Annotated in this window: 24 protein-coding genes; 12 read left to right on the top strand and 12 right to left on the bottom strand. The window is 65.3% G+C overall.

Annotation, left to right across the window (positions count from 1 at the left end; genetic code table 11):
• Positions 1-5: 5 nt before the first annotated feature.
• From WFP44_RS10225 to WFP44_RS10210, 4 genes are all read right to left on the bottom strand, one after another.
• The gene (locus WFP44_RS10225; protein ID WP_336926553.1) at positions 6-950 is read right to left on the bottom strand and encodes an alpha-E domain-containing protein; all 945 of its coding nucleotides are present in this window, start codon (positions 948-950) and stop codon (positions 6-8) included.
• Between the two features lie 31 nt (positions 951-981).
• Positions 982-2,412, bottom strand: a complete 1,431-nt coding sequence (locus tag WFP44_RS10220) for a circularly permuted type 2 ATP-grasp protein (protein ID WP_336926461.1) — start codon at positions 2,410-2,412, stop codon at positions 982-984.
• 94 nt (positions 2,413-2,506) lie between these two features.
• Positions 2,507-3,364, bottom strand: a complete 858-nt coding sequence (locus tag WFP44_RS10215) for an esterase/lipase family protein (protein WP_336926460.1) — start codon at positions 3,362-3,364, stop codon at positions 2,507-2,509.
• A 130-nt stretch (positions 3,365-3,494) separates the two neighbouring features.
• Positions 3,495-4,025 carry a DUF3617 domain-containing protein gene (locus WFP44_RS10210; protein WP_336926459.1) on the bottom strand — a complete coding sequence of 177 codons (531 nt, stop codon included), beginning with the start codon at positions 4,023-4,025 and terminating at the stop codon, positions 3,495-3,497.
• Between the two features lie 119 nt (positions 4,026-4,144).
• Here WFP44_RS10210 and uvrB point away from each other — a divergent pair, with 119 nt between their 5' ends.
• The 4 genes from uvrB (at position 4,145) to WFP44_RS10190 (ending at position 7,611) form a co-directional block, all read left to right on the top strand.
• The gene (gene uvrB / locus WFP44_RS10205; protein ID WP_336926458.1) at positions 4,145-6,331 is read left to right on the top strand and encodes an excinuclease ABC subunit UvrB; all 2,187 of its coding nucleotides are present in this window, start codon (positions 4,145-4,147) and stop codon (positions 6,329-6,331) included.
• Positions 6,332-6,459: 128 nt separating this feature from the next.
• The gene (locus tag WFP44_RS10200; RefSeq protein ID WP_336926457.1) at positions 6,460-6,741 is read left to right on the top strand and encodes a type II toxin-antitoxin system RelE/ParE family toxin; all 282 of its coding nucleotides are present in this window, start codon (positions 6,460-6,462) and stop codon (positions 6,739-6,741) included.
• Complete coding sequence (locus WFP44_RS10195) at positions 6,716-7,033, top strand: HigA family addiction module antitoxin (protein ID WP_336926456.1); 318 nt, start codon at positions 6,716-6,718, stop codon at positions 7,031-7,033. Before WFP44_RS10200 ends, WFP44_RS10195 begins: the two co-directional genes overlap by 26 nt.
• An 83-nt stretch (positions 7,034-7,116) precedes the next feature.
• Positions 7,117-7,611, top strand: coding sequence for a hypothetical protein (locus tag WFP44_RS10190; protein WP_336926455.1), 495 nt, complete (start codon positions 7,117-7,119; stop codon positions 7,609-7,611).
• Between the two features lie 6 nt (positions 7,612-7,617).
• Here the strand turns inward: WFP44_RS10190 and WFP44_RS10185 are convergent, their stop codons facing one another.
• A complete protein-coding gene (locus WFP44_RS10185) occupies positions 7,618-9,693 on the bottom strand; it encodes a protein-disulfide reductase DsbD family protein (protein ID WP_336926454.1) in 2,076 nt (691 codons plus the stop codon).
• A gap of 79 nt (positions 9,694-9,772) precedes the next feature.
• Between WFP44_RS10185 and WFP44_RS10180 the strand changes: the two genes are divergently transcribed.
• Complete coding sequence (locus WFP44_RS10180; RefSeq protein ID WP_336926453.1) at positions 9,773-10,987, top strand: FAD-dependent monooxygenase; 1,215 nt, start codon at positions 9,773-9,775, stop codon at positions 10,985-10,987.
• A gap of 3 nt (positions 10,988-10,990) precedes the next feature.
• Here WFP44_RS10180 and WFP44_RS10175 read toward each other — a convergent pair whose 3' ends face one another.
• Genes WFP44_RS10175 through hemC form a run of 3 tightly spaced genes read right to left on the bottom strand, consistent with a single transcriptional unit; the run spans position 10,991 to position 13,553 of the window.
• On the bottom strand, positions 10,991-11,932 hold the full coding sequence (locus WFP44_RS10175) for a hypothetical protein (RefSeq protein WP_336926452.1): 942 nt from the start codon (positions 11,930-11,932) through the stop codon (positions 10,991-10,993).
• Between the two features lie 8 nt (positions 11,933-11,940).
• Entirely contained in the window at positions 11,941-12,627 is a 687-nt protein-coding gene (locus WFP44_RS10170; RefSeq protein WP_336926451.1) for a uroporphyrinogen-III synthase, read from the bottom strand.
• Positions 12,624-13,553, bottom strand: coding sequence for a hydroxymethylbilane synthase (gene hemC / locus WFP44_RS10165; protein WP_336926450.1), 930 nt, complete (start codon positions 13,551-13,553; stop codon positions 12,624-12,626). The genes WFP44_RS10170 and hemC overlap by 4 nt, the downstream gene beginning before the upstream one ends.
• 50 nt (positions 13,554-13,603) lie before the next feature.
• Between hemC and tsaD the strand changes: the two genes are divergently transcribed.
• From tsaD to WFP44_RS10140, 5 genes are all read left to right on the top strand, one after another.
• Positions 13,604-14,641 (top strand): tRNA (adenosine(37)-N6)-threonylcarbamoyltransferase complex transferase subunit TsaD, encoded by a 1,038-nt coding sequence (gene tsaD, locus WFP44_RS10160; protein WP_336926449.1) that lies wholly within the window; start codon positions 13,604-13,606, stop codon positions 14,639-14,641.
• The gene (locus tag WFP44_RS10155) at positions 14,638-15,648 is read left to right on the top strand and encodes an NAD(P)H-dependent glycerol-3-phosphate dehydrogenase (protein ID WP_336926448.1); all 1,011 of its coding nucleotides are present in this window, start codon (positions 14,638-14,640) and stop codon (positions 15,646-15,648) included. Before tsaD ends, WFP44_RS10155 begins: the two co-directional genes overlap by 4 nt.
• Before the next feature lie 59 nt (positions 15,649-15,707).
• Positions 15,708-17,165 carry a lipopolysaccharide biosynthesis protein gene (locus tag WFP44_RS10150; protein ID WP_336926552.1) on the top strand — a complete coding sequence of 486 codons (1,458 nt, stop codon included), beginning with the start codon at positions 15,708-15,710 and terminating at the stop codon, positions 17,163-17,165.
• Between the two features lie 29 nt (positions 17,166-17,194).
• Entirely contained in the window at positions 17,195-17,704 is a 510-nt protein-coding gene (locus WFP44_RS10145) for a hypothetical protein (protein WP_336926447.1), read from the top strand.
• A gap of 106 nt (positions 17,705-17,810) precedes the next feature.
• Entirely contained in the window at positions 17,811-18,986 is a 1,176-nt protein-coding gene (locus tag WFP44_RS10140; RefSeq protein WP_336926551.1) for an acyl-CoA dehydrogenase, read from the top strand.
• 9 nt (positions 18,987-18,995) lie between these two features.
• Here the strand turns inward: WFP44_RS10140 and WFP44_RS10135 are convergent, their stop codons facing one another.
• On the bottom strand, positions 18,996-19,199 hold the full coding sequence (locus tag WFP44_RS10135) for a hypothetical protein (RefSeq protein WP_336926446.1): 204 nt from the start codon (positions 19,197-19,199) through the stop codon (positions 18,996-18,998).
• A 167-nt stretch (positions 19,200-19,366) separates the two neighbouring features.
• Here WFP44_RS10135 and WFP44_RS10130 point away from each other — a divergent pair, with 167 nt between their 5' ends.
• A complete protein-coding gene (locus WFP44_RS10130) occupies positions 19,367-20,203 on the top strand; it encodes a hypothetical protein (RefSeq protein WP_336926445.1) in 837 nt (278 codons plus the stop codon).
• A 2-nt stretch (positions 20,204-20,205) separates the two neighbouring features.
• Here WFP44_RS10130 and WFP44_RS10125 read toward each other — a convergent pair whose 3' ends face one another.
• From WFP44_RS10125 to WFP44_RS10115, 3 genes are read right to left on the bottom strand one after another with little or no spacing between them, the layout of a single operon-like run.
• Complete coding sequence (locus WFP44_RS10125) at positions 20,206-20,679, bottom strand: hypothetical protein (RefSeq protein WP_336926444.1); 474 nt, start codon at positions 20,677-20,679, stop codon at positions 20,206-20,208.
• Positions 20,680-20,732: 53 nt separating this feature from the next.
• Positions 20,733-22,856: an acetate--CoA ligase family protein gene (locus tag WFP44_RS10120; RefSeq protein ID WP_336926443.1), complete on the bottom strand. Its 2,124-nt coding sequence runs from the start codon at positions 22,854-22,856 to the stop codon at positions 20,733-20,735.
• Positions 22,857-22,915: 59 nt separating this feature from the next.
• Positions 22,916-23,776 carry a p-hydroxycinnamoyl CoA hydratase/lyase gene (locus WFP44_RS10115; protein ID WP_336926442.1) on the bottom strand — a complete coding sequence of 287 codons (861 nt, stop codon included), beginning with the start codon at positions 23,774-23,776 and terminating at the stop codon, positions 22,916-22,918.
• A 95-nt stretch (positions 23,777-23,871) separates the two neighbouring features.
• Here WFP44_RS10115 and WFP44_RS10110 point away from each other — a divergent pair, with 95 nt between their 5' ends.
• Entirely contained in the window at positions 23,872-24,315 is a 444-nt protein-coding gene (locus tag WFP44_RS10110; protein ID WP_336926441.1) for a MarR family winged helix-turn-helix transcriptional regulator, read from the top strand.
• The last annotated feature ends 3 nt before the right edge of the window (positions 24,316-24,318 follow it).

Below are 24,318 nucleotides of genomic sequence, written 5' to 3'. Positions count from 1 at the left end.
CCCGCTTACGAAACGAACCGGTACTCCTCCGAAATGGCGTTGCCGATGGCTGCATTGCAGCCGATGAATTCCAGAATGAACTGGTGAAGTCCCTGTTCGAATATGTCATCCACCCGCTTGTTCGAAAGCATGGCATCGGCGCGGGCCAGTGCTTCGTGCGGCAGGCCTTCGCGGCGGTGGAACCGGGCGAGCGCGGCAAGGTTTTCGCGCATGGCGAGATGGCAGAACATCAGGCTGCGCGGAAAGCGTTCGTCCAAAATCAGGAATTCGGCAATCGATCGGGCATCCATCCGGCCGGCATTGAGCCAGCTATAGGCCCGTTCCGCCGAGACAGATCGCAACACATTGTCCCATTGCCCGGTGTCCAGCACCGTGCCGACATAGGCGATGCTGGGCAGGAGCAGGTAATATTTCACATCCAGAATACGCGCCGTGTTGTCCGCCCGTTCCAGAAAGGTGCCCGCGCGGGCAAAACTGTAAGTCTCGTTGCGCAGCATCGATCCGTGTGTGGCACCGCGCGCCAGTGTCGATTCGCGCCGGATCGCGGCCAGCACCGCATCCAGATTGGTGACGCGCACCGGCCGGGCCAGAAGATCGCGCAGCGTCATCCAGCCTTCATTGATCGCTTCCCACACTTCACGCGTGATCGCGGACCGGCAGGCGCGGGCATTGGCGCGGGCGCGTTCGAACATCCACAGCACGCTTTGCGGGTTGTTGCGCGAACGCAGCACGAAATCGCACACCTGCGCGCCCGAATAGGCATCGTTATGGCGATCGTAATCGGCAAGCTGGCCCAGCGTAGTGAGGATGGATCGCCATTCCTGACTCGCCTCGTCCTCTCCCCGCGTCAGCGTCATGCGGTGCCCCGCAGCAAGCAGGCGGGCGGTGTTCTCTGCCCGTTCGAGATAGCGGTACATCCAGAAGATGCCACCCGCCACCCGGCCCAACATCGGCTTTTCCATGGCCCCGCAGGTGTAGCCGTCAGTCATCGAGCACCCAGCTGTCTTTCGTGCCGCCCCCTTGGCTGGAATTGACCACCAGCGACCCCTTCTTCATCGCCACCCGCGTGAGCCCGCCCGGCGTGATATCGACCCCTTCAGGCGAGACGAGAACAAACGGACGCAGGTCAACATGGCGCGGGGCCAGCCCCTTGGCGGTGAAAATGGGGCAGGTCGACAGCGCCAGCGTGGGCTGCGCGATGTAGTTTTCCGGACGGGCCACCAGCTTGGCACGAAACGCCTCGATCTCCTTCTTGGAGGAAGTGGGGCCAATCAGCATTCCGTATCCGCCCGATCCGTGCACTTCCTTCACCACCAGTTCGGATAGGTTTTCCAGCACATATTTCAGGCTGTCGGCATCGGCACAGCGCCAGGTCTTCACATTGGGAAGGATCGGATTTTCGCCGGTGTAGAATTTCACGATCTCCGGCATGAACGAATAGATCGCCTTGTCATCCGCCACCCCGGTGCCCGGCGCATTGGCAATGGTAATGCGCCCCGCGCGGTAGACATCCATGATGCCCGGCACGCCCAGAACCGATGCCGGATTGAAGGTGAGCGGATCGAGATATTCGTCGTCCACCCGGCGATACAGCACATCGATCGGGCGAAAGCCGTCGGTCGTGCGCATCTGCACGCGCCCGTCAAACACGCGCAGATCGCTGCCTTCCACCAGTTCCGCGCCCATCTGATCCGCCAGAAAGGCGTGCTCGAAATAGGCCGAATTGAAAATGCCCGGCGTCAGCACGGCAATTGTCGGCTTCGGCCCTGCCCCATCCGGCGCGCAGGCGGCAAGACTGGCCGCCAGACTGCGCGGATAGCCCGATACGGGACGCACCTTCACCTGCGTGAACAGTTCCGGGAACATGGACATCATGGTTTCCCGGTTTTCCAGCATATAGGACACGCCGCTGGGCGTGCGGGCATTGTCTTCCAGCACCATGAACTGATCCGGCCCGGTGCGCACCAGATCGATCCCCACGATATGCGTATAGACCCCGCCCGGCGGCGTGAAGCCCACCATCTGCGGCAGCCACGCGCTGTTTTCCCGCAGCAGCCGCACCGGCAAGCGGCCCGAACGGATAATTTCCTGCCGGTGATACAGATCGTGGATGAAGGCATTGAGCGCGCGCACGCGCTGTTCGATCCCGCGCGACAGGCGGCGCCATTCCTGCCCGGTGATGATGCGCGGCACCATGTCGAACGGGATCAGCCGCTCCTCGGCATCCGCCTCGCCATAGACATTGAAGGTGATCCCGGTGCGGCGAAAGAAGCTTTCCGCTTCGCCCCCTTTGCGGCGCAGAACAGCCGGATCCTGCCGCTCCAGCCACTGCTCATAGTCCCTGTAGGCCGCGCGGACGGACCCGTCGGGCGCAAGCATTTCATCATAACGGGAAGGTTCGGCTGTGCTCATATCCACCTATGTCGCAGTGCAACATTGCACGAAAGAACCGCGCCGCCAAGCGCCGTTTGCGAGAGGTGATCTTGAGACGCAAAGCGCCGGGAAATCAACGCCTTTCCAATTCCTGCGCCACGGCAAGGATGGCTTCGGCGGAATTGGAGAAACCCATATGGCTGCATTTGAGCGCGCGTTCGCGGTCACGCTCGCCCGCCAGCCCGCGCGCGCTGCGTACCGAAACCACGCCGTCACGCGCGCTCCACAATGCCACCGTTTCCACCGGCGGCTTGGCCGCCAGATCAGCCGCGATCGGCGGACGCTCCACCGAATGGCCGGTGATGAGCTGGTAGAGCCGCCAGACATTGTTCGAATAGGGCGTGTGGCTGAACGGTGATCCCATGGTGATGACCTTGGACACGCACTCCGGATGCAGCTTGGCCATTTCGCGCGCGAAGATGCCGCCCAGGCTCCACCCCACCAGCACCACCTTGCGCCCATAGCGGGCATGAACATCGCGCACGCGCTGCGAGAGGAAGGCAAAGTTTTCTTCCGTGGGGCCGAAATTGAAACCAAGGCCCCAGCGTTTCACCTTATGGCCCGCTTCCTCCAGCTTTTCCGCCATGTAGCGCATACGCATGGGATGCGTGGCAAAGCCGGGGATCAGGATCACGATCTGCCGTTCGCGCGCCTTGGGCACGACCAGTGCGGGACGGAACCGGCGCAAAACCGGCTCGGCAAAAGCCAGCGCTTCGGCCAGGAACAGCGCCTGCGATGGCCGCGCGGCATTGTCCGGCGGCTGGCTGCGCAGCAGACGGATGCGCCGCAGCAGCGCCTCGCCCAAACCGACACGACGGCCCGGCGCCGTCATTGCCCCATATTTCAGCTTCGTGACAAACATGGCCTGCCCTGTAACAGAACTGTCGCGAACAATCACCCGCTGCGTGACGCGGTCACGTCTTCGCCACATGGCTTGCGCAAAGGTGAACCATGCCTGCGGTAACCGCACGCAGCTTTGTGTCGGGTTCCGCTCACATCTGGGTCAGGCGCCTGCCATTTCAACAGGCGGACAGGGGCTTAGGCCATCCGGCCAGCCGCCTTCAGCAATCGCCCACGCGGCTTGACACCATGCGCATCCGGATCGTCGCTTCGCCGAGATCAGGCACCTGCGACTTGAACGACATGGTCATGTCCGCGCCCGTCTCGGTCATGGTGCCGTTGAGCGTGACATCGCCGGTCAACCCCTCCCCGCCCGCCGGGCAGGACAAGGACGCATCGATTGTGCCGCCCGCCATGTCAAAGCGCTGCACGGTGCAATCGCTCTCGGTCATGTTGCGGATCATTTCCTCGCGCGAATTGGCGGCATCTTCGGCGGTCAGGCAATAGCTTGACCCCTCCCGCGCGCCTTCGGCCATGGCGGACCGGATCATGTCGCGCATTTCCGGGGCAAGGCCCGGAATGGTCAGTTCGAGGATCTCGGTAGTGGTGGAATACTGGCCCGGCTGCGGCGTGGGGCCATCGGCCATCGCTTCGGCAGCCCCCTCCACGCCCGCAGGCGAATCCTCGGCGCTGTCCCCGCAAGCGGCAAGCAGGAGCACGGCGGCAACGGGCAACAGGCTGATGAAACGCATGACTTCCCCCCATATGGCAGGGCCGCACCCTATCAGCCCCGGCCCGCCCTGCCAATGCGCACCACCCGCCGGCGTAAGCACGATTGCGTCCGCGCCGGGTATTCCCCATATGTTCGCATATGGCCGAACTCGTTATCCGTCGCGGACTGGAAGAACCCGATACTTCCGGCACATTCACCCCGCACAAGCCCGCGCGCCCGGAAAAAAGCATGGGCGGCCAGCCGTTCAAGCTTGTGTCCGATTATGAGCCATCGGGCGATCAGCCCACCGCGATTGCCGAACTGGTGGAAGGCGCGAAGGCAGGCGAAAAGACACAGGTGCTCCTCGGCGTCACCGGCAGCGGCAAGACTTTCACCATGGCATCGGTGATTGCCGAGTTGCAGCGCCCCGCGCTGATCCTTGCCCCCAACAAGATTCTGGCGGCGCAATTATACGGCGAATTCAAGAGCTTCTTTCCCGAAAACGCGGTCGAGTATTTCGTATCCTATTACGATTACTACCAGCCCGAAGCCTATGTCCCGCGCTCCGATACCTATATCGAGAAGGAATCGAGCGTGAACGAGGCGATCGACCGGATGCGCCATTCGGCCACGCGCGCGCTGCTGGAACGCGACGATGTGATCATCGTTGCCTCGGTATCCTGCCTTTACGGGATCGGATCGGTGGAAACCTATTCCGCCATGATCTTTGACCTCAAGGCTGGCGAAAGCCACGACCAGCGCGAAATCATCCGCAAGCTGGTGGCGCTGCAATACAAGCGCAACGATGCGGCCTTTGCGCGCGGCAATTTCCGCGTGCGCGGCGACAGTCTGGAAGTCTTTCCCAGCCATCTGGAAGACACCGCCTGGCGCATCAGTTTCTTCGGGGATGAAATCGAGGAGATATCCGAGTTCGACCCGCTGACGGGCAAGAAGGGCGCGTCGCTGGGCAAGGTGCGCATTTACGCCAACAGCCACTATGTCACCCCCGGCCCCACGATGAAGCAGGCTACAGAAGCGATCCGGTTCGAACTGGAGGAGCGCCTGAAGGAACTCAACGCCGAAGGCCGCCTGCTGGAAGCGCAGCGGCTGGAACAGCGCACCCATTTCGACCTTGAGATGATCGCCGCCACGGGCAGCTGCAACGGGATCGAGAACTACTCGCGCTTCCTGACGGGCCGTATGCCGGGCGAACCGCCGCCTACCCTGTTCGAATATCTGCCCGAAAACGCGCTGCTGTTCGTCGATGAAAGCCACCAGACGATCCCGCAGATCGGCGCGATGGCGCGCGGGGACCACCGGCGCAAGCTGACACTGGCGGAATACGGCTTTCGCCTGCCCAGCTGCATCGACAACCGCCCGCTGCGCTTCAACGAATGGGACGCGATGCGCCCGCAGACCTTTGCCGTGTCTGCCACGCCCGGCAACTGGGAGATGGAGCAGACCGGCGGCACTTTTGCCGAACAGGTGATCCGCCCTACCGGCCTGATCGATCCGCCGGTGGAAATCCGCCCGGTGGAAGACCAGGTGCAGGATTGCATTGCCGAAGCCAAGGCCACCGCCGCCAAGGGATATCGCACGCTTGTCACCACGCTGACCAAGCGCATGGCGGAGGATCTGACCGAATTCATGCACGAACAGGGCGTGCGCGTGCGCTATATGCACTCGGACGTCGAAACGCTGGAACGCATCGAACTGATCCGCGATCTGCGCATGGGCGTGTATGATGTGCTGATCGGCATCAACCTGCTGCGCGAAGGGCTGGATATTCCCGAATGCGGCCTTGTCTGCATTCTGGATGCCGACAAGGAAGGCTTCCTGCGTTCCGAAACCTCGCTGATCCAGACGATCGGCCGCGCGGCGCGCAATGTGGATGGGCGCGTGATCCTCTATGCCGACCGGATGACCGGCAGCATGGAACGCGCCATCGCCGAAACCGACCGCAGGCGGGAGAAGCAGCGCGCCTATAACGAGGAACACGGCATTACCCCGCAGACGATCAAGCGCGCCATTGCCGATATCGTGGCGCACACCGCGGCGCAGGACGGGGTGCTGGTGGAGATCGACGCGGAAGGCGCCAACCACATGGTCGGCCACAATCTGCGCGCCTATATCGAGGAACTGGAAAAGAAGATGCGCGCCGCCGCCGCAGACCTCGAATTCGAGGAAGCCGGCCGCCTGCGCGACGAAATCCGGCGGCTGGAAAACGAGGAACTGGGCCTGCCGGACGAGCAGAAGAAAGCGCCGCTGGTGGGGCGCAGCAATGAAGGGCGGCCGGGGACGCGCAAGACGCGGTATGGGAAGGTGCAGAAGAAGTGGGGGAAGTGATTTATCCCCGGTTTGGGGAGTAAATCGTATCTCCACCTTGACAGTTTCGAGATGTTAAAGAATGGTTCTGGGGAAGGGGGAGGCACTCCCAGTTTTCTTTAAGGACAGATCCGTCCGCGGAGTGCCTCATGATCCATTCTTTTGCCGACAAGGAAACCGAACTGATCTGGAACGGCAGGCGCAGCCGCAAGCTGCCCGCCGATATCCAGCAGCGCGCCTTGGCCAAGCTGGCGCTTTTGAATCGGGCAAAATCGCTGGACGATCTGGTCAATCCGCCATCCAACCGCCTGCATCAATTGCACGGCGACCTGAAAGGGCAGCATTCGCTTTCCATTACCATGCAATGGCGTATATGTTTTCGTTTCGAGAACGGAAGCGCATACGATGTCGAAATCGTCGATTACCACTGATGACGAATGGCTGCACAATCCTCATGCAGGGGATTTGCTGATGTCCGAGTTCATGGAACCGTTGAAGCTGAGCTGCGCTGATCTTGCGAAGGCAATTGCAGTCGATCCATCCCGCCTTCAGGCCGTTCTGGACGGCACAGACCGCATTGATGCGGAAACCGATCTGCGCCTTGCCCGGTATTTCCGGATGTCCGAGGGGTTTTTTCTCGGGCTGCAGGACGATCACGAAATCCGCGAAGCCAAACGGAAGATGAGCAGCGATCTGGACAGGATCGTCCCTCGCGCCGCCTGAAACCCCGCTTGCGCCTCCTCGCAACCTCACTCCTCCTCCCCCTCCTCCTCGCCGCGTGTGAGCGGGGGGAGCCTGTGGCGCGGGTGGAATTGGCTGAAAGCGGCGATGCGCCGGTGCAGGTCATGCGCCAATCGCCCGACACAACCGACGCTGCGTGGCGCGTGGCGGAGAACGGGCGGGCCATCGAATTTGGGAAGCCCGGCGAAGCGGCGCTCCTCACCTTGGCCTGCCTGCTGGGTGATGCCGGTGCACCGCCGCAAATGCTGATCGTGCGCCATGCCCCTGCCCTGCCCCGGCAGACCGCGCTGTTCCCGGTAATCGGCAACGGGATGCGCAGCCGCTTTTTCGTGGATGCGCGGCTGACCGATGGCGAATGGCGGTGGGAAGGCGTGCTGGCCGCCAACGATCCGATGTGGGATGTCTTTACCGGCCCGCGCGAATTGCAGGCAACCTTGCCCGGAGGGGGAATGCTCAAGATAGAAGGCAGCCGTGTTCCCGGCGAATTTGTGGGCTGGTGCCGTGAGAACGGCCATATGGAAGCGCCGGGCAGCGAAGTGGCAGAGAAAGCTGGCCGCTAAACGTCTTTAGCTGGCAGACGCCGCCAGCTCCTCCAACATCGCCGGGGTCAGCACCTGCGGCAATTGCTCGCCCGCCCCGCCCGCGGGATACCACATATACAGCGGCACGCCCGCCGCGCCTTGCGCGGTCAAGAAGCGCGTGATCTCCTCGTTGCGCAGCGTCCAGTCGCCGCGCATGGCGATCACGCCAGCCTTTGCGAACGCCGCCTTGGTGCTTTCCCGCTCGATCGCTACGCTTTCATTCACCTTGCAGGTGACGCACCAATCGGCGGTGAACCAGACGAATACCGGCTGCCCGCTGGCGCGTGCCGCAGCCAGATTGGCCTCGCTGTAATCGACCGGATCAAGCAGCGACGCGCCTCCGCCCGGCTGCACGGCCGAATAGCTTGAAGGGAGCGCAAAGGCACCGAACAGCACAAAGGGCGCAGCGATCAGGGCAAAGGCGGGCCAGGCCAGCTTCCCGCGCTGCTGCAAACGCCCCGTCACCGCCAGCGCGATCAACACGCCCAGCGTGACCACCAGCGCTACAGCCGCAAATTCGCGTCCGCCCAGCCGGGTGAGCAGCCAGAGCAGCGCCAGCGCGGTCAGCCCCATCGGGATCGCCATCACGCGGCGGAAGGTGTTCATCCACGGCCCCGGCCTTGGCAAACGGCTGCGCAAGGCGGGCACAAAACCCAACGCCAGGAACGGCAGCGCCAGCCCCAGCCCCAGCATCGCAAATAGCAGCATTGCAGAGGCAGGTGGCAGCAGCAGCGCCGCTCCCAATGCAGCGGCCATGAACGGCCCTGTGCACGGCGTGGCGACGAATGCGGCCAAAAGCCCGGTGGCAAAGGAAGACCCTGCGCCCTTGCCCAGTCCGCCCGTGCCAGCAAAGGAGAAGCTCGGCACTTCGAACACGCCCGCAAAATTGGCGGTGATCAGCACCGCCAGCACCAGCAGCGCGACGACCACACCCGGTTCCTGCAACTGGAACGCCCAGCCCACTTCCTGCCCCGCAGCGCGCAGCACCAGCAGCAGCGCGCCAATCGCCATGCAGGCCAGCACCACGCCCGCCGTATAGGCGAGCCCTTCGGCCCGCGCCTGCCGCTCGCTTTCACCCGCGCGCGCCAGAGTCATCGCCTTGAGGCTCAGGATCGGAAAGACGCACGGCATCAGGTTGAGCAGCAGCCCGCCCGCCAGCGCGGCAAGGATCAGCGTCCACAACGGGGCATTGCTGACCGCAGCGCCGCCACCCGCAATCGGCTCCCCGCCCGTGGGCACATCGCCCGGCACGGCGGTAAAGCCAATGCCGTTACCCGCCTCGCCAAAGGCCAGAATCCCGCTCACCTGCCCCAGCGGGGCGAAGGGGGGAGAGGAGGCCGGCAGCACCAGATCGGCCAGCGGCACTTCGGCCACCACCAGATCGCCCAGACGGTAGAAGGCCTGCGGCGCGGCATAGGCGGTGCGCTTGCCCGCCGCGATCCTGTCCTGCGCCAAGAACACATGGGGGCTGGCCAGATCCATGCTCGCGGGCAGCGGAATGGCAATGCGCAGGGCATTTCCAGCAATGGCAAAGCGCGCGGTCGTGTCGAGCGGCGGGGGCAAGGCGGCACGCCATGCATCGAACGGGTTCGGGCCGCTGCCAATCTGCTGCACCCGCAGCGCCAGTTCCGCCTGTTCGGGCACACAGATCTGATCGGTGCAGGCCAGCCATTGTGCCGCCAGGCTGATCGGCGGCACGCCGGCAACTTGCGCATCGGCGGGCACGGTGATGGGAACCAACACCGCATATTCGCCCTTGAACACATGGTTCATCAGCCCCGCCAGCACCAGTTTCGACGGCACCGGATATTGCGGTTCTCCCGCTTGCCAGCCGGGCGGCAGGCGCCAGTCGAGCTGCATCCCCAGCCCCGCATCGCCGGGGTTCGACCAATAGCCGTGCCAGCCTTCCTTGGGCCGGAAATGCAGCGCCACAGTCATCGTCTGCCCGGCAACAGGCACGCTTTCGGCAACCAGATCGGCGGCAATGTTGTTTTCGCGCACAGGCTGTGCGCCAAGCGGAACTGCCGCCAGCATCAGCGCAAGCAGCGCCGCGAAAAGCATCGGCACATCCCGGAAAAGGGACCACTGGCCTTTGGGAACACTTGCGCGGTGCATGGCGCACGATCTAGGGCTATCGGTCATGAGCGACAAGCGCGATCTCCTGATCCTTGGCGGCGGGCTGGTGGGAATGACCCTGGCCCTTGCCGCAGCCCGCAAGGGCTTTTCCAGCCATGTGGTTGACCGGGCCGACCCGGCAGAACTGACGGCGGAAGGGTTTGACGGGCGCGCCTCCGCCATTTCCACCGCAAGCTGGAACCTGTTTAGCAATATTGGCCTTGCCGATGCATTAGAGCCTTTCGGCTGCCCCATTGAATCCATCGCGGTGACTGACGGGATGAAGCCGGGCCGCATCGATTTCCGTCCGGAGCCGGAGGAAGGCTCGCTGGGGCGGATGTTCGCCAACCGGCAATTGCGCCTGGCGCTGTTCGAGGCGGCGAAGGCGGAACCGCTTATTACCTGGCACCAGAAGGCCGATGTGCTGCGCCGCCAGCGCGGCGAATACGCCGCTACAGCCACCCTCGCCAACGGGCAGGAGCTTTCCGCTGCGCTGATGGTCGGCGCCGAAGGGCGGCTGTCCCCCACGCGCGAGGAAGCGGGCATCGCCATGGCGCATTGGGATTATTCGCACCGCGCGATCATTGCCGGGCTGACGCATGAAAAGCCGCACGGCAATGTGGCGTGGGAAATCTTCTACCCCGCCGGCCCTTTCGCGCTGCTTCCCCTGCTGGATGACGAACAGGGCCGCCACCGCAGCGCGCTGGTCTGGACTGTCGCGGAGCGGGATGCGACCGGCGTTCTGGCCATGAACCGCGCCATGCTGCGCGGCGAAGTGGCCAAGCGTATGCACGGCGTGCTGGGCGATATCGATCTGGTGGGGGCGGTCAGTTCCTATCCGCTGTCTTTCCAGCACACCGCGCGCATCACCGCACCGCGCCTCGCGCTGGTGGGCGATGCGGCGCACGGTATGCATCCGATTGCCGGGCAAGGCCTCAATCTGGGCCTGCGCGATGTAGGGGCACTGGTGGAAGTGCTGGTAGAAGGCGCGCGGCTGGGCCTCGACCCGGCCGATGCGCAATTGCTCAAGCGGTACGAGGATTGGCGGGCGCTCGATTCGCTGATGGTGATGTCCGCAACCGATGGTCTGAACCGCCTGTTCGGCATTCCTGGCCGCCTGCCCAGTGCGATCCGGCGGCTGGGCATGGGACTGGTGCAACGCACCCCGCCCTTGAAGCGCTTCTTCATGGACGAAGCGCGCGGGGTGAGCGGGGATATACCCGAATTGCTGAAGGGCTAGGCCTTATTCGGCCAGCCCCGGCTGCTCCACCCGCTGCCCGTCGCCGTCGCGCAAGGAGCGCGATTCATACACCGCCGCCGCTTCCAGCGCTTCCAGCGCCCGTTGCGCCGCGGCGTATCGCTCCGCCCGGTCGAGCCAATCCTGCGCGGTCTCGGCATTGGGCATGGCGCGCACTTCGGCAATCGCCCGTTCGATGCGGCCGTTTTCCAGATTGGTGCGCGCGCGCGCCAGCCGCTGTTCGGCCACGGGCGACGGCGTGTCATCGGTCCGCACCGAGAAAAGCTGCGACAGCTGGTAGCGCAGGCGGGTTAACAGGCCCGCGCTGGGTGGGGTCTGCACCAGGCTGGCGCTCAACCCGTCAAGCTGCACCAGCAACTGATCGAGCGTAACGGGGTCGCGCGATGCATCGATCACGGTCTGCACCGCATTGGGACGGGCCTCCCCAAAACGCAGGCGAAGCTGATCTTCCAGAAAGCCCAGCCTTTGCCCCCGGTCGATCGCGCGCCGCGCGGCAAAGGCGATCAGCATACTTTCCGCACGCGCGGCATTGCCGGCCGCTGCCTGTGATTGCAGATCAAGCCGGGTGAGACGCTGTTCCAGCGCGGCGACGCGCTGGTCGATGCCGCCGGTCTGCACCTCCACCTGTTCGACTCGCTCCACCGTGGCGCGCACTTCGGCGGAAACCGGCGTGGCGGCAGCGGGAGGCAGGGGCACCAGACCGCGGCGGCTGAGCGCAGCCATCGGCAAGGTGGCAGGCGGCGGGCTTTCCTGCCGGACCGAAAACAGGCTTTGCCCGATCCAGCCGTTCTGGCGCGATAGGTAGAACATGGCGCTTGCGCCCAGCAGGAATGCCAGGAACACGGCGGCCAGAATCGGCCAGATGGGCAGGCCGGCCCGGCCGGGCGCGGCGCGGTGATCCAGTGGGGGCGACACGTTCTCGTCCATTGGCGATCCTATTGGCACATCTTTTGCGCCAAGGCCAACAATGCGCCGTTGGCGGGTTTGGGCGCCGACTGGACTTGGCCCCACCCATCACCCGCGGCCGCGGCAATGCGCGGCCCCAGCGCCGCCAGCCGCACGTCCGCCCGGTCAATGCCCAGCCGGTCACATTCGGCGGCAAAGTGTTCCGCCGCGCCGGCCGAATGCAGCAGAACCAGCGCGCCGCCCGCTTTCAGCAAGGCCGCCATTTCATCTGGTAACGGCAAATGCACAACCTCGTAAACCTCGCGCACCGTCACACTGATCCCTTCGGGCGGATCGATCGGGACATGGCGTGCGCCCGCCAGCCGCAGCAGGCGGATGGGGCGTTCGGGGATCAGCGGGAGCAATTGTTGCAGCCCGCCCGTGCCCGCCATACCAACGGTAAAGCCCGCCTCGAAGGCAGCTCTGCCCGTGGCCGGCCCGACCGCAAAGACAGGCTTGCCGCGATACCGGGCCAATCCCTCGCCGGCATGGCGAAAGGCGTTGGCACTGCCTGCCAGAATGGCATCGAAACTGGCGGGATCAGGGCCTTCCCAGGGCAGCGGACGCACCTCGGACAAGGGGAAGGCCTGCACGGCCAGACCCTGCTTCTGCGCCAGCGCGCACATCTGGCTGCCATGCGGCTCCGGACGGATGGTGATAATGGTGGACTGGGTCACTTCTGGCCCTCGAAAAGCGCGCGGATGGCCGGGCTGGAGCTGGACAACAGGTCGCGCGCCAGCCCCTCCACCGCGCCCAGATCACCTGCGGCAAAACGGATCTCGCGCTCCACCCGTTCGGCACCATCCGGGCTGAACAAGGCCGCGCGCAAGGTCATCTCATTCCCCGCAATTTCGCACAGCACGGCAATGGCTGACTGGCACCCGCCGCCCAGCGCCGCCAGCAGCGCGCGCTCGGCCTCCACCTCGGCCCGGCTGGGCGCGTGGTCGATGGCGGCGAGAAGGTCGCTTGTGCGGGCATCTTGCGCCCGGCATTCCACCGCAATCGCCCCTTGCGAAGGCGCGGGCAGCCATTCACGCGGGTCGAGCGCATGGCCGACAGCGCCCTGCCCCAACCGCTCCAGCCCGGCAGCAGCAAGGAAAGTCGCATCCGCCTCCCCCGCAGCCAGCTTGCCCAGCCGCGTGGCGACATTGCCGCGGAACATCACCACGCGGCAATCGGGCCGCTGGTTCAGCAATTGCGCCGCGCGGCGCGGGGCGCTGGTGCCCACCACCGCGCCGAGTGGCAGGTCGGCAATGCTGACCGCGCCCACCAGCCGGTCGCGCTTGTCCGCGCGCGGCAGAATTGCGCCCAGCGTGAAAGCGTCCGGGCGGATCGTCTCCACGTCCTTGAGCGAATGGACGCTTGCGTCGATCACGCCTTCGCCCAGCCACTGGTCCAGTTCCTTGGTCCACAGCGCCTTGCCGCCGATTTCCGCAAGGGGCCGGTCGAGCACCTTGTCCCCGCTGGCGGTCACGGGAAACAACTGCACGGCGTCCTCGTCCCAGCCATGGGCGGCGCACAGGCGGGCGCGTGTTTCGTGCGCCTGCGCCATGGCAAGCGGCGAAGCGCGGGTTCCCAGCTTGAGTATTGGTTGTATGGTCATAAGCGTGGCGCTTGCCCTAGATGGCATTTGCGTTCAGTGGAAGCCGCAGGATGGCGCTGATACTTGGCATAGAAAGCTCGTGCGATGAAACGGCGGCCGCGCTGGTGGATTCGGATCGGCGCATTCTGGCGCAGGCCATTGCCAGCCAGGAGGCGGAACACGCGCCCTATGGCGGCGTGGTGCCCGAAATCGCCGCCCGTGCCCATGCGATGCGGCTGGTGCCGCTGATCGAACGCGTGCTGAAAGAGGCGAACAGGACGCTCAGCGATCTCGACGCCATTGCCGCCACCGCCGGGCCGGGGCTCATCGGCGGGGTGATGGTGGGTCTTGTCACGGCCAAGGCGCTGGCCATGGCGGGCGATCTGCCGCTGCTGGCGATCAACCATCTGGAAGGCCATGCGCTCAGCCCGCGGCTGGCCGATCCCTCGCTGCAATTCCCCTATGCCCTGCTGCTGGTATCGGGCGGGCATTGCCAGATTTTGCGGGTCGACGGCCCCGGTCGGTACCGTCGCCTTGCGACCACGATCGACGATGCACTGGGCGAGGCGTTCGACAAGACCGCCAAGATTCTCGGGCTGGGCTATCCCGGCGGCCCGGCGGTGGAAAGGCTGGCGCTGGCGGGCAATCCGCGCGCCGTTCCCCTGCCCCGCCCGCTTGTCGGCAGCGGCGAGGTGCATTTCAGCTTTGCCGGCCTCAAAAGCGCGGTGCTGCGCGCGGCGGAGAGCGGCGCGCATGAGCCGGCCGATATCGCCGCCAGTTTTCAGGCGGCGGCGGTTGATTGCATTATCGACCGCACCTCGCTTGCGCTGAAAGGCATGGGGCCGGTCAGCGCGCTGGTCGTTGCAGGCGGTGTGGCGGCGAATCAGACGATCCGTGCCGCGCTGGAAGGCCTTGCGGCGAACCACGGCCTGCCCTTTATTGCCCCGCCGCTGGCGCTGTGCACCGATAATGCCGCGATGATCGCGTGGGCCGGGGTGGAACGCATGGCCGCCGGTTTCCCGGCCGATCCACTGGATGTGGCAGCGCGCCCGCGCTGGCCGCTCGACCCCACAGCAGAACCGGCACGCGGCGCGGGGGTAAAGGCATGACGGGTTTGACAACCGGCGTGGTTGGCGCTGGCGCATGGGGCACCGCTCTGGCGCAGATGCTGGCCGCAGACGGCACGCCCGTCTTGCTGTGGGCGCTGGAGGATGGCCTTGCCGAAGCGATCAACCGCGATCACCGCAACGCCCTTTATCTTCCTTCTGCCGCACTTTCCCCTGCGATCCGCGCCACCGGCAATCTGGCCGATCTGGCCGCGTGCGACATCCTGCTGATCGTCACCCCGGCACAGCATCTGGGCAGCGTATTGGCGCGCCTGCCCGCCTGCCCGCGCGATCTGGTGCTGTGTTCGAAGGGGATCGAGGCGGGGACAGGCCGCATGATGCATGACGTGGCGCACGCCGTCGCGCCCGCCAGCGACATTGCCGTTCTGTCCGGCCCCACATTCGCGCACGAAGTGGCCGCTGGCCTTCCCACCGCGGTGACGCTGGCCTGCGGCGGAGGCGAGGCGCAATGGGAAAGGCTGGCACCCGCACTCGCCCGCCCTGCCTTCCGCCCCTATTTCTCCGATGATCTGGCCGGCGCGGAAGTGGGCGGTTCGGTCAAGAACGTCCTCGCCATTGCCTGCGGTGTGGTGGATGGATTGAAGCTGGGCCAGAATGCGCGCGCAGCCCTGATCAGCCGCGGCTATGCCGAAATGCTCCGCTTTGGCGAGGCCATGGGCGCACGGGCTGCGACGCTGGCGGGATTGTGCGGCCTTGGCGATCTGGTGCTCACGTGCTCCTCCACCTCCAGCCGCAATTTCAGCCTGGGCAAGGCGCTGGGCGAAGGGCAGAGCGCAGGCGATCTGATGGCTGAGCGGCGCACCGTGGCCGAAGGCGCGCACACCGCGCCGGTTCTGCGCGATCTGGCGGCGCGGCATGGCGTCTCCATGCCTATTGTCGAGGCCGTCTGCGCCTTGCTGGAGGGGGCCAATGCCGCGCAAGTGGCACAGGATATGCTCACCCGCCCGCTCAAGGCCGAATTGTCTGCCACTGAAAGCCTGCCAAGTTGAGCAGCAGCGTGGAAACCGGCGATATCGCCAGGCTCGCCAAAGGCGGGCGCACCAATTTCATGGGGTTCCTGCTTCGCCTGCTGGCGCGGCTGCCGTTCCTGTTCATCGCAGGCCAGCTGTATGGCGCGGCGGCGGTGGGACGCTTTGCCTCCGCTCTCGTCATCGTGGAATTGCTCGCGCTCGTCTGTTCGATCGGGGAAAAGCGCGGGCTGGCGCAGCGGCTTGCCGATGGCAAGGAAGCCGACCCGGCGGGCCTGATTGCCGATGCCATGCTGGTGGCACTGGTCTTGTCAGGTGTGGCGGCGGCGGCGCTTTATTTCGTGCCCGCGCCGCTGTTCCCTTCGGGCATCTATTCCGATCTCGACGTGTGGATCGTGCTGGCCATACCCGGCTATGCCCTGACCGAGATCGTGCTGGCGGCGCAAGCCTATCGCTACGACATCGCCACCACCGTGCGTGCGCGCGCCGTGGTGGAGCCGTGGACGATCTCTCTCCTGGCGGGCGTGTTCTTTTATGTCGGCCCCTTGCGCGAATCGGGGCTGGCCATGGCCTACCTCGCCTCGATCTATGCCGGCCTTGCCACCGCGCTGTGGTCTTATATCCGCAGCTATGGCCTGCCGCGCCAATGGTCACCACATCCGGTGCGGCTGTGGCGGATGACCGCGCGCGCCATCCCGCTGGCCGTGGCCGATGCAATCGAATGGGGCACGCGGCGGCTCGACATCTTCATCCTGGGCCTGTTTGCCGGGCCGGTGGCGGTGGGCATCTATTACATGGCGCAGCAGGTGGCCAGCCTGCCGCAGAAGCTGAAAACCAGTTTCGAGCCGATCCTTGGCCCGGTCATCACCGCGCGCCTGAAGGAGAAGGACTATGCCGCCATCGCGCGGCAGGTGTGCCAGGTGGGGTTCTGGATCGTGGCGGCGCAGGCGGGCATCGCGCTGGCGCTGGGCATTCCGGGCGAGGCGCTGATGGGCCTGTTCGGCAAGGGTGGGGAATTCGTGCCGGGCACGGGCGCGCTGGCCTTCCTGCTGATGGCCGAAGTGGTGGCGGCAACTGCCGTGGTGGCCGAAGCCGCGCTGGTCTATGTCGCCCGCCTGCGCAATCTGTGGGTGTCGATCGGCACCATCGTGCTGCAAGGCCTGCTCACCGTGGTGTTGATGGTCATCATCGGCCGGGTGGATTTCGCACAGCCCGAAAGCGCCGATTACTACCGCGCCGCCGCAGCAGCGGGGGCGCTCATGCTGGCGCTCGGCGTGGCTTCGCTGGTCAAGGCCACAATGCTGGGGCGCATTCTGGGCCATCCGATCAACAATTGGCGATGGCCGCTGCTGTGGGCCTGCGCCGCAGCGGTGGTGGTGGGGCAGATTGCGATCCTGCTGCCCGAATGGATGGAACTGGCCTTTGGCATCCCGGCCATTCTGGCGGCCTATGGCTGGGTCATCTGGACGCGCGGCTTTGGCCCGGAAGACCGCGTGCTGTTCCGCCGCCGCTTGCAGGATGACGACAAGCCTGCATAAGCTGCGGACACAGGTTTGAGGGGTCTGACATGGCGGAAATGATTCAGGCGAATGCAGCGCTTCTGGTGGCGGCGCTGTTCGTGCTGCTGCTGGTGATGTGGTTCGTGATCGCCGCCAACCGCAAGGCGCGCATCCAGCGCGACGGCGACGCAGGCGAGGAGCAGGCGAAGCGCAACCAGGCGCTGATCGACGCTCCGCCCGCGGTGGTGAAGGAGACGATTCCCCCGCCCGTTCCCGAAGCCGCGCCCGATGCGGCGGTGGCCTCTGCCGAGGATGGCGCGCCAGTTGCCGCGAGCGCAGCCGCGGATGACCTGACCCTGATCAAGGGCCTTGGCCCCAAGATCGCCGCGCAGCTGAACGGCATGGGCGTGACCACTTTCGCCCAGATTGCCGCATGGGACGATGCCGCGATTGACCGGGTGGACGCGCAGATGGGCCGCTTTGCCGGACGCATAAGGCGCGACCAGTGGGTCGCCCAGGCGCGCCTGTTGGCCGCAGGTGACAGCGCGGGCTTTGCCGCGCAATTCGGCAACCGGTAAGGACGCCATAAGCAGGCTCCCGAAAGCAGGCATTGGCTTCATCAGGCAAGGCAGCTAAGGCGGTTTCAAAGGAGACTTGTTTGATGGCCGCCCCCCAATGACCCAGATGGTGCCTTTTGACTGGGCCGATCCGCTCAATCTCGACGATCAGTTGACCGACGAGGAGCGGATGATCCGCGATGCCGCGCACGGCTTTGCGCAAGATGTGCTGCAACCGCGTGTGATCGCGGATTTCGCGCACGAAGCCGACGCGCGCGAGCTGTTCCCGCAAATGGGCGAAGCGGGCCTGCTGGGCGTGACCATCCCGCCCGAATATGGCGGCGCGGGCGCCAGCTATGTCGCCTATGGCCTCGTCGCGCGCGAGATCGAGCGGGTGGATTCGGGCTATCGCAGCATGGCGAGCGTGCAGTCCAGCCTCGTGATGTATCCGATCCATGCCTATGGCTCGGAAGAGCAGCGGCAGAAATATCTGCCGGGCCTTGCCAGCGGGCAATTGATCGGCTGCTTCGGCCTGACCGAACCCGATGCCGGGTCCGACCCCGCCGGAATGCGCACCGTGGCGAAGGCCGATGGGGACGGTTACCGCATTTCAGGCGCCAAGACCTGGATTTCCAATTCCCCCTTTGCCGATGTCTTCGTGGTCTGGGCCAAGTCCGAAGCGCATGGCGGCAAGGTGCGCGGCTTCGTGCTGGAAAAGGGCATGGCCGGGCTGGAGGCACCCAAGATCGCGGGCAAGCTGTCCCTTCGCGCCAGCACCACCGGCATGATCATGATGGACGATGTGCGCCTGCCCGCCGGCGCGCTGCTGCCGGGCGTGGAGGGGATGAAGGGGCCGTTCGGCTGCCTCAACCGCGCGCGTTACGGCATTTCGTGGGGCGCGATGGGCGCGGCCGAATTCTGCCTCGCTGCCGCGCGGCAATACGGCCTTGACCGCAAGCAGTTTGGCCGCCCGCTGGCCGCCAACCAGCTGTTCCAGAAAAAGCTGGCCGATATGCTCACCGAAATTGCGCTGGGCCTGCAAGCCAGCTTGCGCGTGGGCCGGCTGATGGACGAAGGCCGCTTCGCGCCCGACATGATTTCCATCGTCAAGCGCAACAATGTGGGCAAGGCGCTGGATGTGGCACGGGCGGCGCGCGATATGCACGGCGGCAACGGCATTTCCGAGGAATATCAGGTGATGCGCCATATGCTGAACCTCGAAACGGTCAACACCTATGAAGGCACGCACGATGTCCACGCGCTGATCCTGGGCCGCGCGATCACCGGGATTTCGGCGTTCTGACCCTGCCGGTCAGTCCGCCTGTTGCACCGCCATCCGCTGCAATTGCCGCGCCGCTTCATCCAGTGCCCGCCGCGCCACCGCGCTGCGGGCGGGCCATGCGCCAAGCACGCCCGACAGTTCGGCCAGCAGAACCCATTCCTCGGTCGACACATCGTCGCCAAGGTCGCGCGCAAAGGTCACCCAGTCCGGTTCGCTGTTCGCCAGATGCACCATGATGTGCTGAGTCGCCCCTCCAACGCTTGCCCCTGCGCCGCAGGTCTTGGGCAGAGGGCATTACAGTTTCGTGACACGTGCGCATCTGTCGCAGCGGCCGCCGCTGATGTCTTTGCGACGAATCAAGAAACGCAGCCCTTGCATCGCAGGCCGGGCAAGGCGATGGGGTGCAGGCAGCATATGCGCAAAGGTTGATTGCCATCTTCCCCGGTTCCGTCACTCTCCCCGCCAGCCTCAGGGAACTGCGCCAGCGGCTTGGTGCCAAGGGCATGGGCCTTGCCCTTGCGCTGCTGCTCGAAGCGCTGCTGCTGCTGATGCTGCTGTCACTGGGCACGGGCATCATCGGGCCGGGATCGGCGGAGGAGGCATTGGTCAGCGTGCAATTCGACCGCGCGGAGGACGCCGACACCCCTGCCGAGGAGCAGCCGGCGGCAGAGGAGGCACCGCAGGCCGCGCCGCCTGTGCCGCTTCCCGCCGCGCCGGTGGAACAGGCTGCCCCGCCGCTCCCCTCGGCCCTGCCCCTGCCGCGCCCCCAGTCAACCCCCACACCGCTTACCCAACCGGTGCCCACGCCGCAGGAAGAACGCCGCCGCCCGGACGCGCCCAGCGGCTCCACGATCGGCGTGCGCCTGCGCGAGGAAGCCTCCGGCCCCGCCGCGCCCGCACGGTCAACCGCCAATGACAGCGCGGTGGTGGGCACCGCGCCCGATGGCTCGCCGCTCTACGCCGCGCGCTGGTACAAGGAGCCGACCGATCAGGAAATGGCCGGATACCTCTCCACCGCCCAGCCCGGAATGGCCCTGATCGCGTGCCGCACCGCACCCGGCTGGCGGGTGGAGGATTGCGTGGGGCTGGAGGAATATCCCGCCGGTTCCAACATGATGCGCGCCGTGCTGGCAATGGCGTGGCAATTCCAGGTGCGCCCACCGCGTCGGGGCGACGATTCGCTGGTGGGCAGCTGGGTGCGCATCCGCATCGATTACAGCACGCGGCGGCGGGGCTAGGATCAGCCGCCGATCAAATCGCTAATGTCGTTGTCCCGCCACGGATCGGGCAGGCTGGATTGCGGGCAATGGGTCCAGTCAACCGGCTTGCTGTCCGCATCATACGTCATCCGAAACGAATGCTCGCCCGTCACCTCAACCTGGGCCACGACTTCGTAAATCGTGGTCTCGCCCCCCCAGGCCTCACCATTGTCCGAACAGCTTTGCGCAACCTGGAATGTGCTGGGCGCCACTTGCTCTATCCGGCTGAATTCGCACGGCTCGCGCGAGGAGTTAATGCCTGTCCGGTGCAGCAGGATCAGCGTGGCGTTGGATGCCGAGCCGCAGCTTTCCCCATCGCTGATATAGAAACCCAGCGGCAGCGGCAGCGCCTCTACCACGGCCGCCTCCGGCTGCGCTTCAGCCGCTTCCCCGCTGCCGCACGCGGCCAGCGGGGCCGCCGCCAGCATTGCCAGAATATTCTGCTTGCGCATCATCCGCCCTCCTTGTGCCAAGGAAAGCGGACATGGCAGCCGGGGTCAAGCCCGGCTCAGCCCTCAACCAGCATCAGCGCGTCGAGCGCGACCACGCCTTCACCCTTGGGATGGATGATCACGGGGTTGAGGTCGATTTCGCGGATGCGCGGATTGCCGGCCATCACCCGGCCCATCTGGACGATCAGGTCAGCCAGCGCGTCCACATCCAGCGCAGGCGCGCCGCGCCAGCCCTTCAGAATCGCCGCCTGCTTCAGGCCCAGCAGGCCCGCGACCACCTGTTCCTTGCCCATATCGGGGGTGAACAGCTTCACGTCCTTGAGGATTTCGGCCGTCACCCCGCCAAAGCCCGCCAGCACCACCGGCCCCCATTCGGGATCGGACTTGGCACCCACGATCATCTCGGTGCCCATGCGGCCCATCTTTTCCACCAGCACGCCATCGAGCGCGATGGATGCATCATAGGCCGCGACATTGGTGAACATACGGTCAAACGCGGCGCGCACTTCGTCCGCATTCTTGAGGTTCAGCAGCACCGCGCCCGCATCGCTCTTGTGCCCCAGCGCGGCGGCCTGCCCCTTCATCACCACCGGATATCCGATGGCTTCGGCAGCAGCGACCGCATCATCCGCGGTGGCGGCAAAGCGGCTTTCGGGGAAGCTGATGCCCAGCGGGCGCAGCAATTCCTTCGCCTTGTATTCGGGCACCACGCCGCTGACGGCATCAAGGCCATCGACGGCAAGCGGGGCAAGCGACTGGTCGGAAAGGTCACGCTTGGAAAGGTCGGCCAGCCGCGCAATCGCGCGATAGGCGCGTTCGGTGCTGGGGAACCAGGGAATGCCCACCTTGCGCAGGCCCTCGATATATTCTTCCGGCACATTTGCGCCTTCATCCACCCCGGCAAAGACCAGCGGCTTGGCAAAGGTGCCGCCCTCCAGCACCTTGATGATGGCGGGGAACTTGATCTTGCTGGTGATCGGATCGGACTGGATGATGGAGGCCACCACCGATCCGATGCGGTCATCCGCCAGCAGGGCGGTCAGCACCTTGGTGTAGATTTCAGGTTCCGACAGGCCCACCGCGGTAATGTCGGTGGGATTCGACACGGGCACGAAATCGGGCAGGATCGCGCGCAGTTCGGGCGAGTTATCATCGTCCAGATGCACCAGATCAAGACCGATATCCTCGGCAATGTCGAAGGCGAGGCCGCGCAGCGCGCCGCTTTCGCCCAGCACCGCCATCGCCGCGCCGGGCAGGCTCTTGCAGCGCAGTGCGATCTCGGTGATGTCGGCCAGCTCTTCCAGCGTGTCGGCAAAGATCACGCCTTCGCGGCCCAGCTTGGCCTTCATCAGTGCGTAATCGCCCGCCATCGCGCCGGTATGCGTGGCGGCGCTTTCTTGCGCCTTGGAGCTTTTGCCGGGGTGCAGCATCACGATGGGCTTGCCCGCCGCACGGGCGCGGCGCGCAGCGGCGATGAAGGCGCGCGGACGGCGCAGGCTTTCCACATACATGGCGATGACGTGGGTGTCCGGGTCATCCACCAGCCATTCGACGAAATCTTCGACGCCGGCCGCCGCTTCGTTGCCGGTGGAGACCGAGGTCGAGACATAAAGGCCGCGCGGATGCAGCGCGGTGGCAAGCACGGCGGCGAGCGCGCCCGACTGGCTGGCAATGCCGACAGCGCGCGTGCCCTTCGGGGGCGATTTCATGTTGGTTTCGACGAAAGTCAGCGGCACGCGCGCGACGTAATTGGTGCAGCCAAGGCAGTTCGGCCCTTCGATCACCATGCCGTATTCGGCGGCGATGCGGCCCAGTTCCAGCTGGTCGCGCATCCCTTCCTCGCCCGCTTCGGAGAAGCCGGCCGAATAGATCACCGCCGCGCCGCAGCCACGCTCTGCCAATTGGCGCACCGTATCGAGCACGAAGGGGCGCGGGATCGCCAGCACCGCGCAATCGACGCCATGCGGCAGGTCGGCCACGGTATGATAGACTTTCAGGCCCAGCAGTTCGTCGCGCTTGGGGTTCACCGGGTAGATGTCGCCCGCAAATTCATACTGAACCAGGTTGTTGAGCAGCGTTGCCCCCAGCGCGCCATGCCGGTCCGACGCGCCGATCACCGCCACCGATTTGGGGCGCAGCAGGCGGTCGATCTGTTCGTTGGTAAAGCGGCGGGTGGTCATCGAAACTCTCTCCTGTCTCGGTCAAATGCCCCCTCCCGCAAGCGGGAGGGGGATAAGCATCAGTCGTTCTTCAGCTTGCTCTTGTCGAACGTGCCAAGGCCCGGCTTGAAGCTCTTCTCGTCAAGGAACTGACGGGTCGCTTCCTTGCGCGCGGCGACGCCGCCAAAGCTGTGCAGCGCTTCCTGCGCGCGGATCAGGTAATCTTCCGCATCTTCATAGCTCATGTCGACCACGCGGCGCATGGCCCACTTGGTGGCGCGCACGGCGTGCGTGTCCTTGGCCTTCAGCTTGTCGGCGATTTCCTGCACGCGGGCTTTCAGTTGGTCGGCAGGCACGCTTTCGGTCACCAGACCCTGCGCTTCGGCCTGCTTGCCGGTGAGGTTTTCGCCCATCATGGCGTGATACATCGCCTTGCGCAGCGGCATCAGTTCCGCCGCCACCTTGGACGCGCCGCCGCCGGGCAGGATGCCCCAGTTGATTTCGGACAGGCCGAACTGCGCATCGTCAGAAGCAATCGCAATGTCGCAGGCGAACAGCGGGCCATAGGCACCGCCAAAGCACCAGCCGTTGATCATGCCGATGGTCGGCTTTTCATACCAGCGCAGGCGTTCCCACCAGCTGTAGGCCTCGCGCTGCGAGCGGCGGATCGCGCCCAGCCCTTCGGCTTCGGTCATGCGGAAATATTCGAGCAAGTCCATGCCCGCCGACCAGGCGGTGCCTTCACCGGTCAGCACGAGGACCAGCACATCGTCGCGGAATTCCAGCTCTTCCAGAACGATCTTCATCTGCCGGTTGAGCTTGGGGCTCTGGCAATTGCGCTTGTCGGGGCGGTTGAAATAGACCCACGCGACATTGTCGATGATTTCGTAGCGGACGGTTTCTTCCTGCGGGCGGGGATCGGGTTGTGAAGGCTGCGCCATGACATTCTCTCCTTGCTGGCGAAACCGCGACCGAATCCTCGACTCAGGCGCCGCTTCGCATGGGGCTGACCGCGCATTTAGCGGCGGGGATTGTTATGAGCAACAACAATCGCTATGCTCCACCCACGATGCGCGATCCTCTCACCCGCTATCCCGGCTATGCCCTGCGCCGCGCCGCCAATGCCACCGCGGCAGACCTCGCCGCGCGGCTGGCTTTGCTTGGGTTGAAGCAGGTGGACGCCACCATTCTGCTGCTGGTGGACGCCAATCCCGATGTCACGGCCAGCGCGATTGGGCGGCAGCTGGATATTCAGCGCGCCAATATGGTGCCGCTGCTGAAACGGCTGGAGGATGCCGGCCTGATCGCGCGCAACCCCTTGGACGGCAAATCGCAAGGTCTGGTGCTGACCGATGCGGGCCGCGCGACCATGGAACAGGCACGCGGCGTTATCGAGGCATTCGAGGCTTCTTTGCTGGCCCGCATCCCCGCGCAGCACCGCGACCATCTGTTGCCCGCGCTGGATGCCCTCTGGCGCTAGGCC

It is taken from the genome of Alteraurantiacibacter palmitatis (genome assembly GCF_037154115.1).
Taxonomy (GTDB): Bacteria; Pseudomonadota; Alphaproteobacteria; order Sphingomonadales; family Sphingomonadaceae; genus Alteraurantiacibacter; species Alteraurantiacibacter palmitatis.
This window is presented reverse-complemented; position numbering and strand designations above follow the sequence as displayed.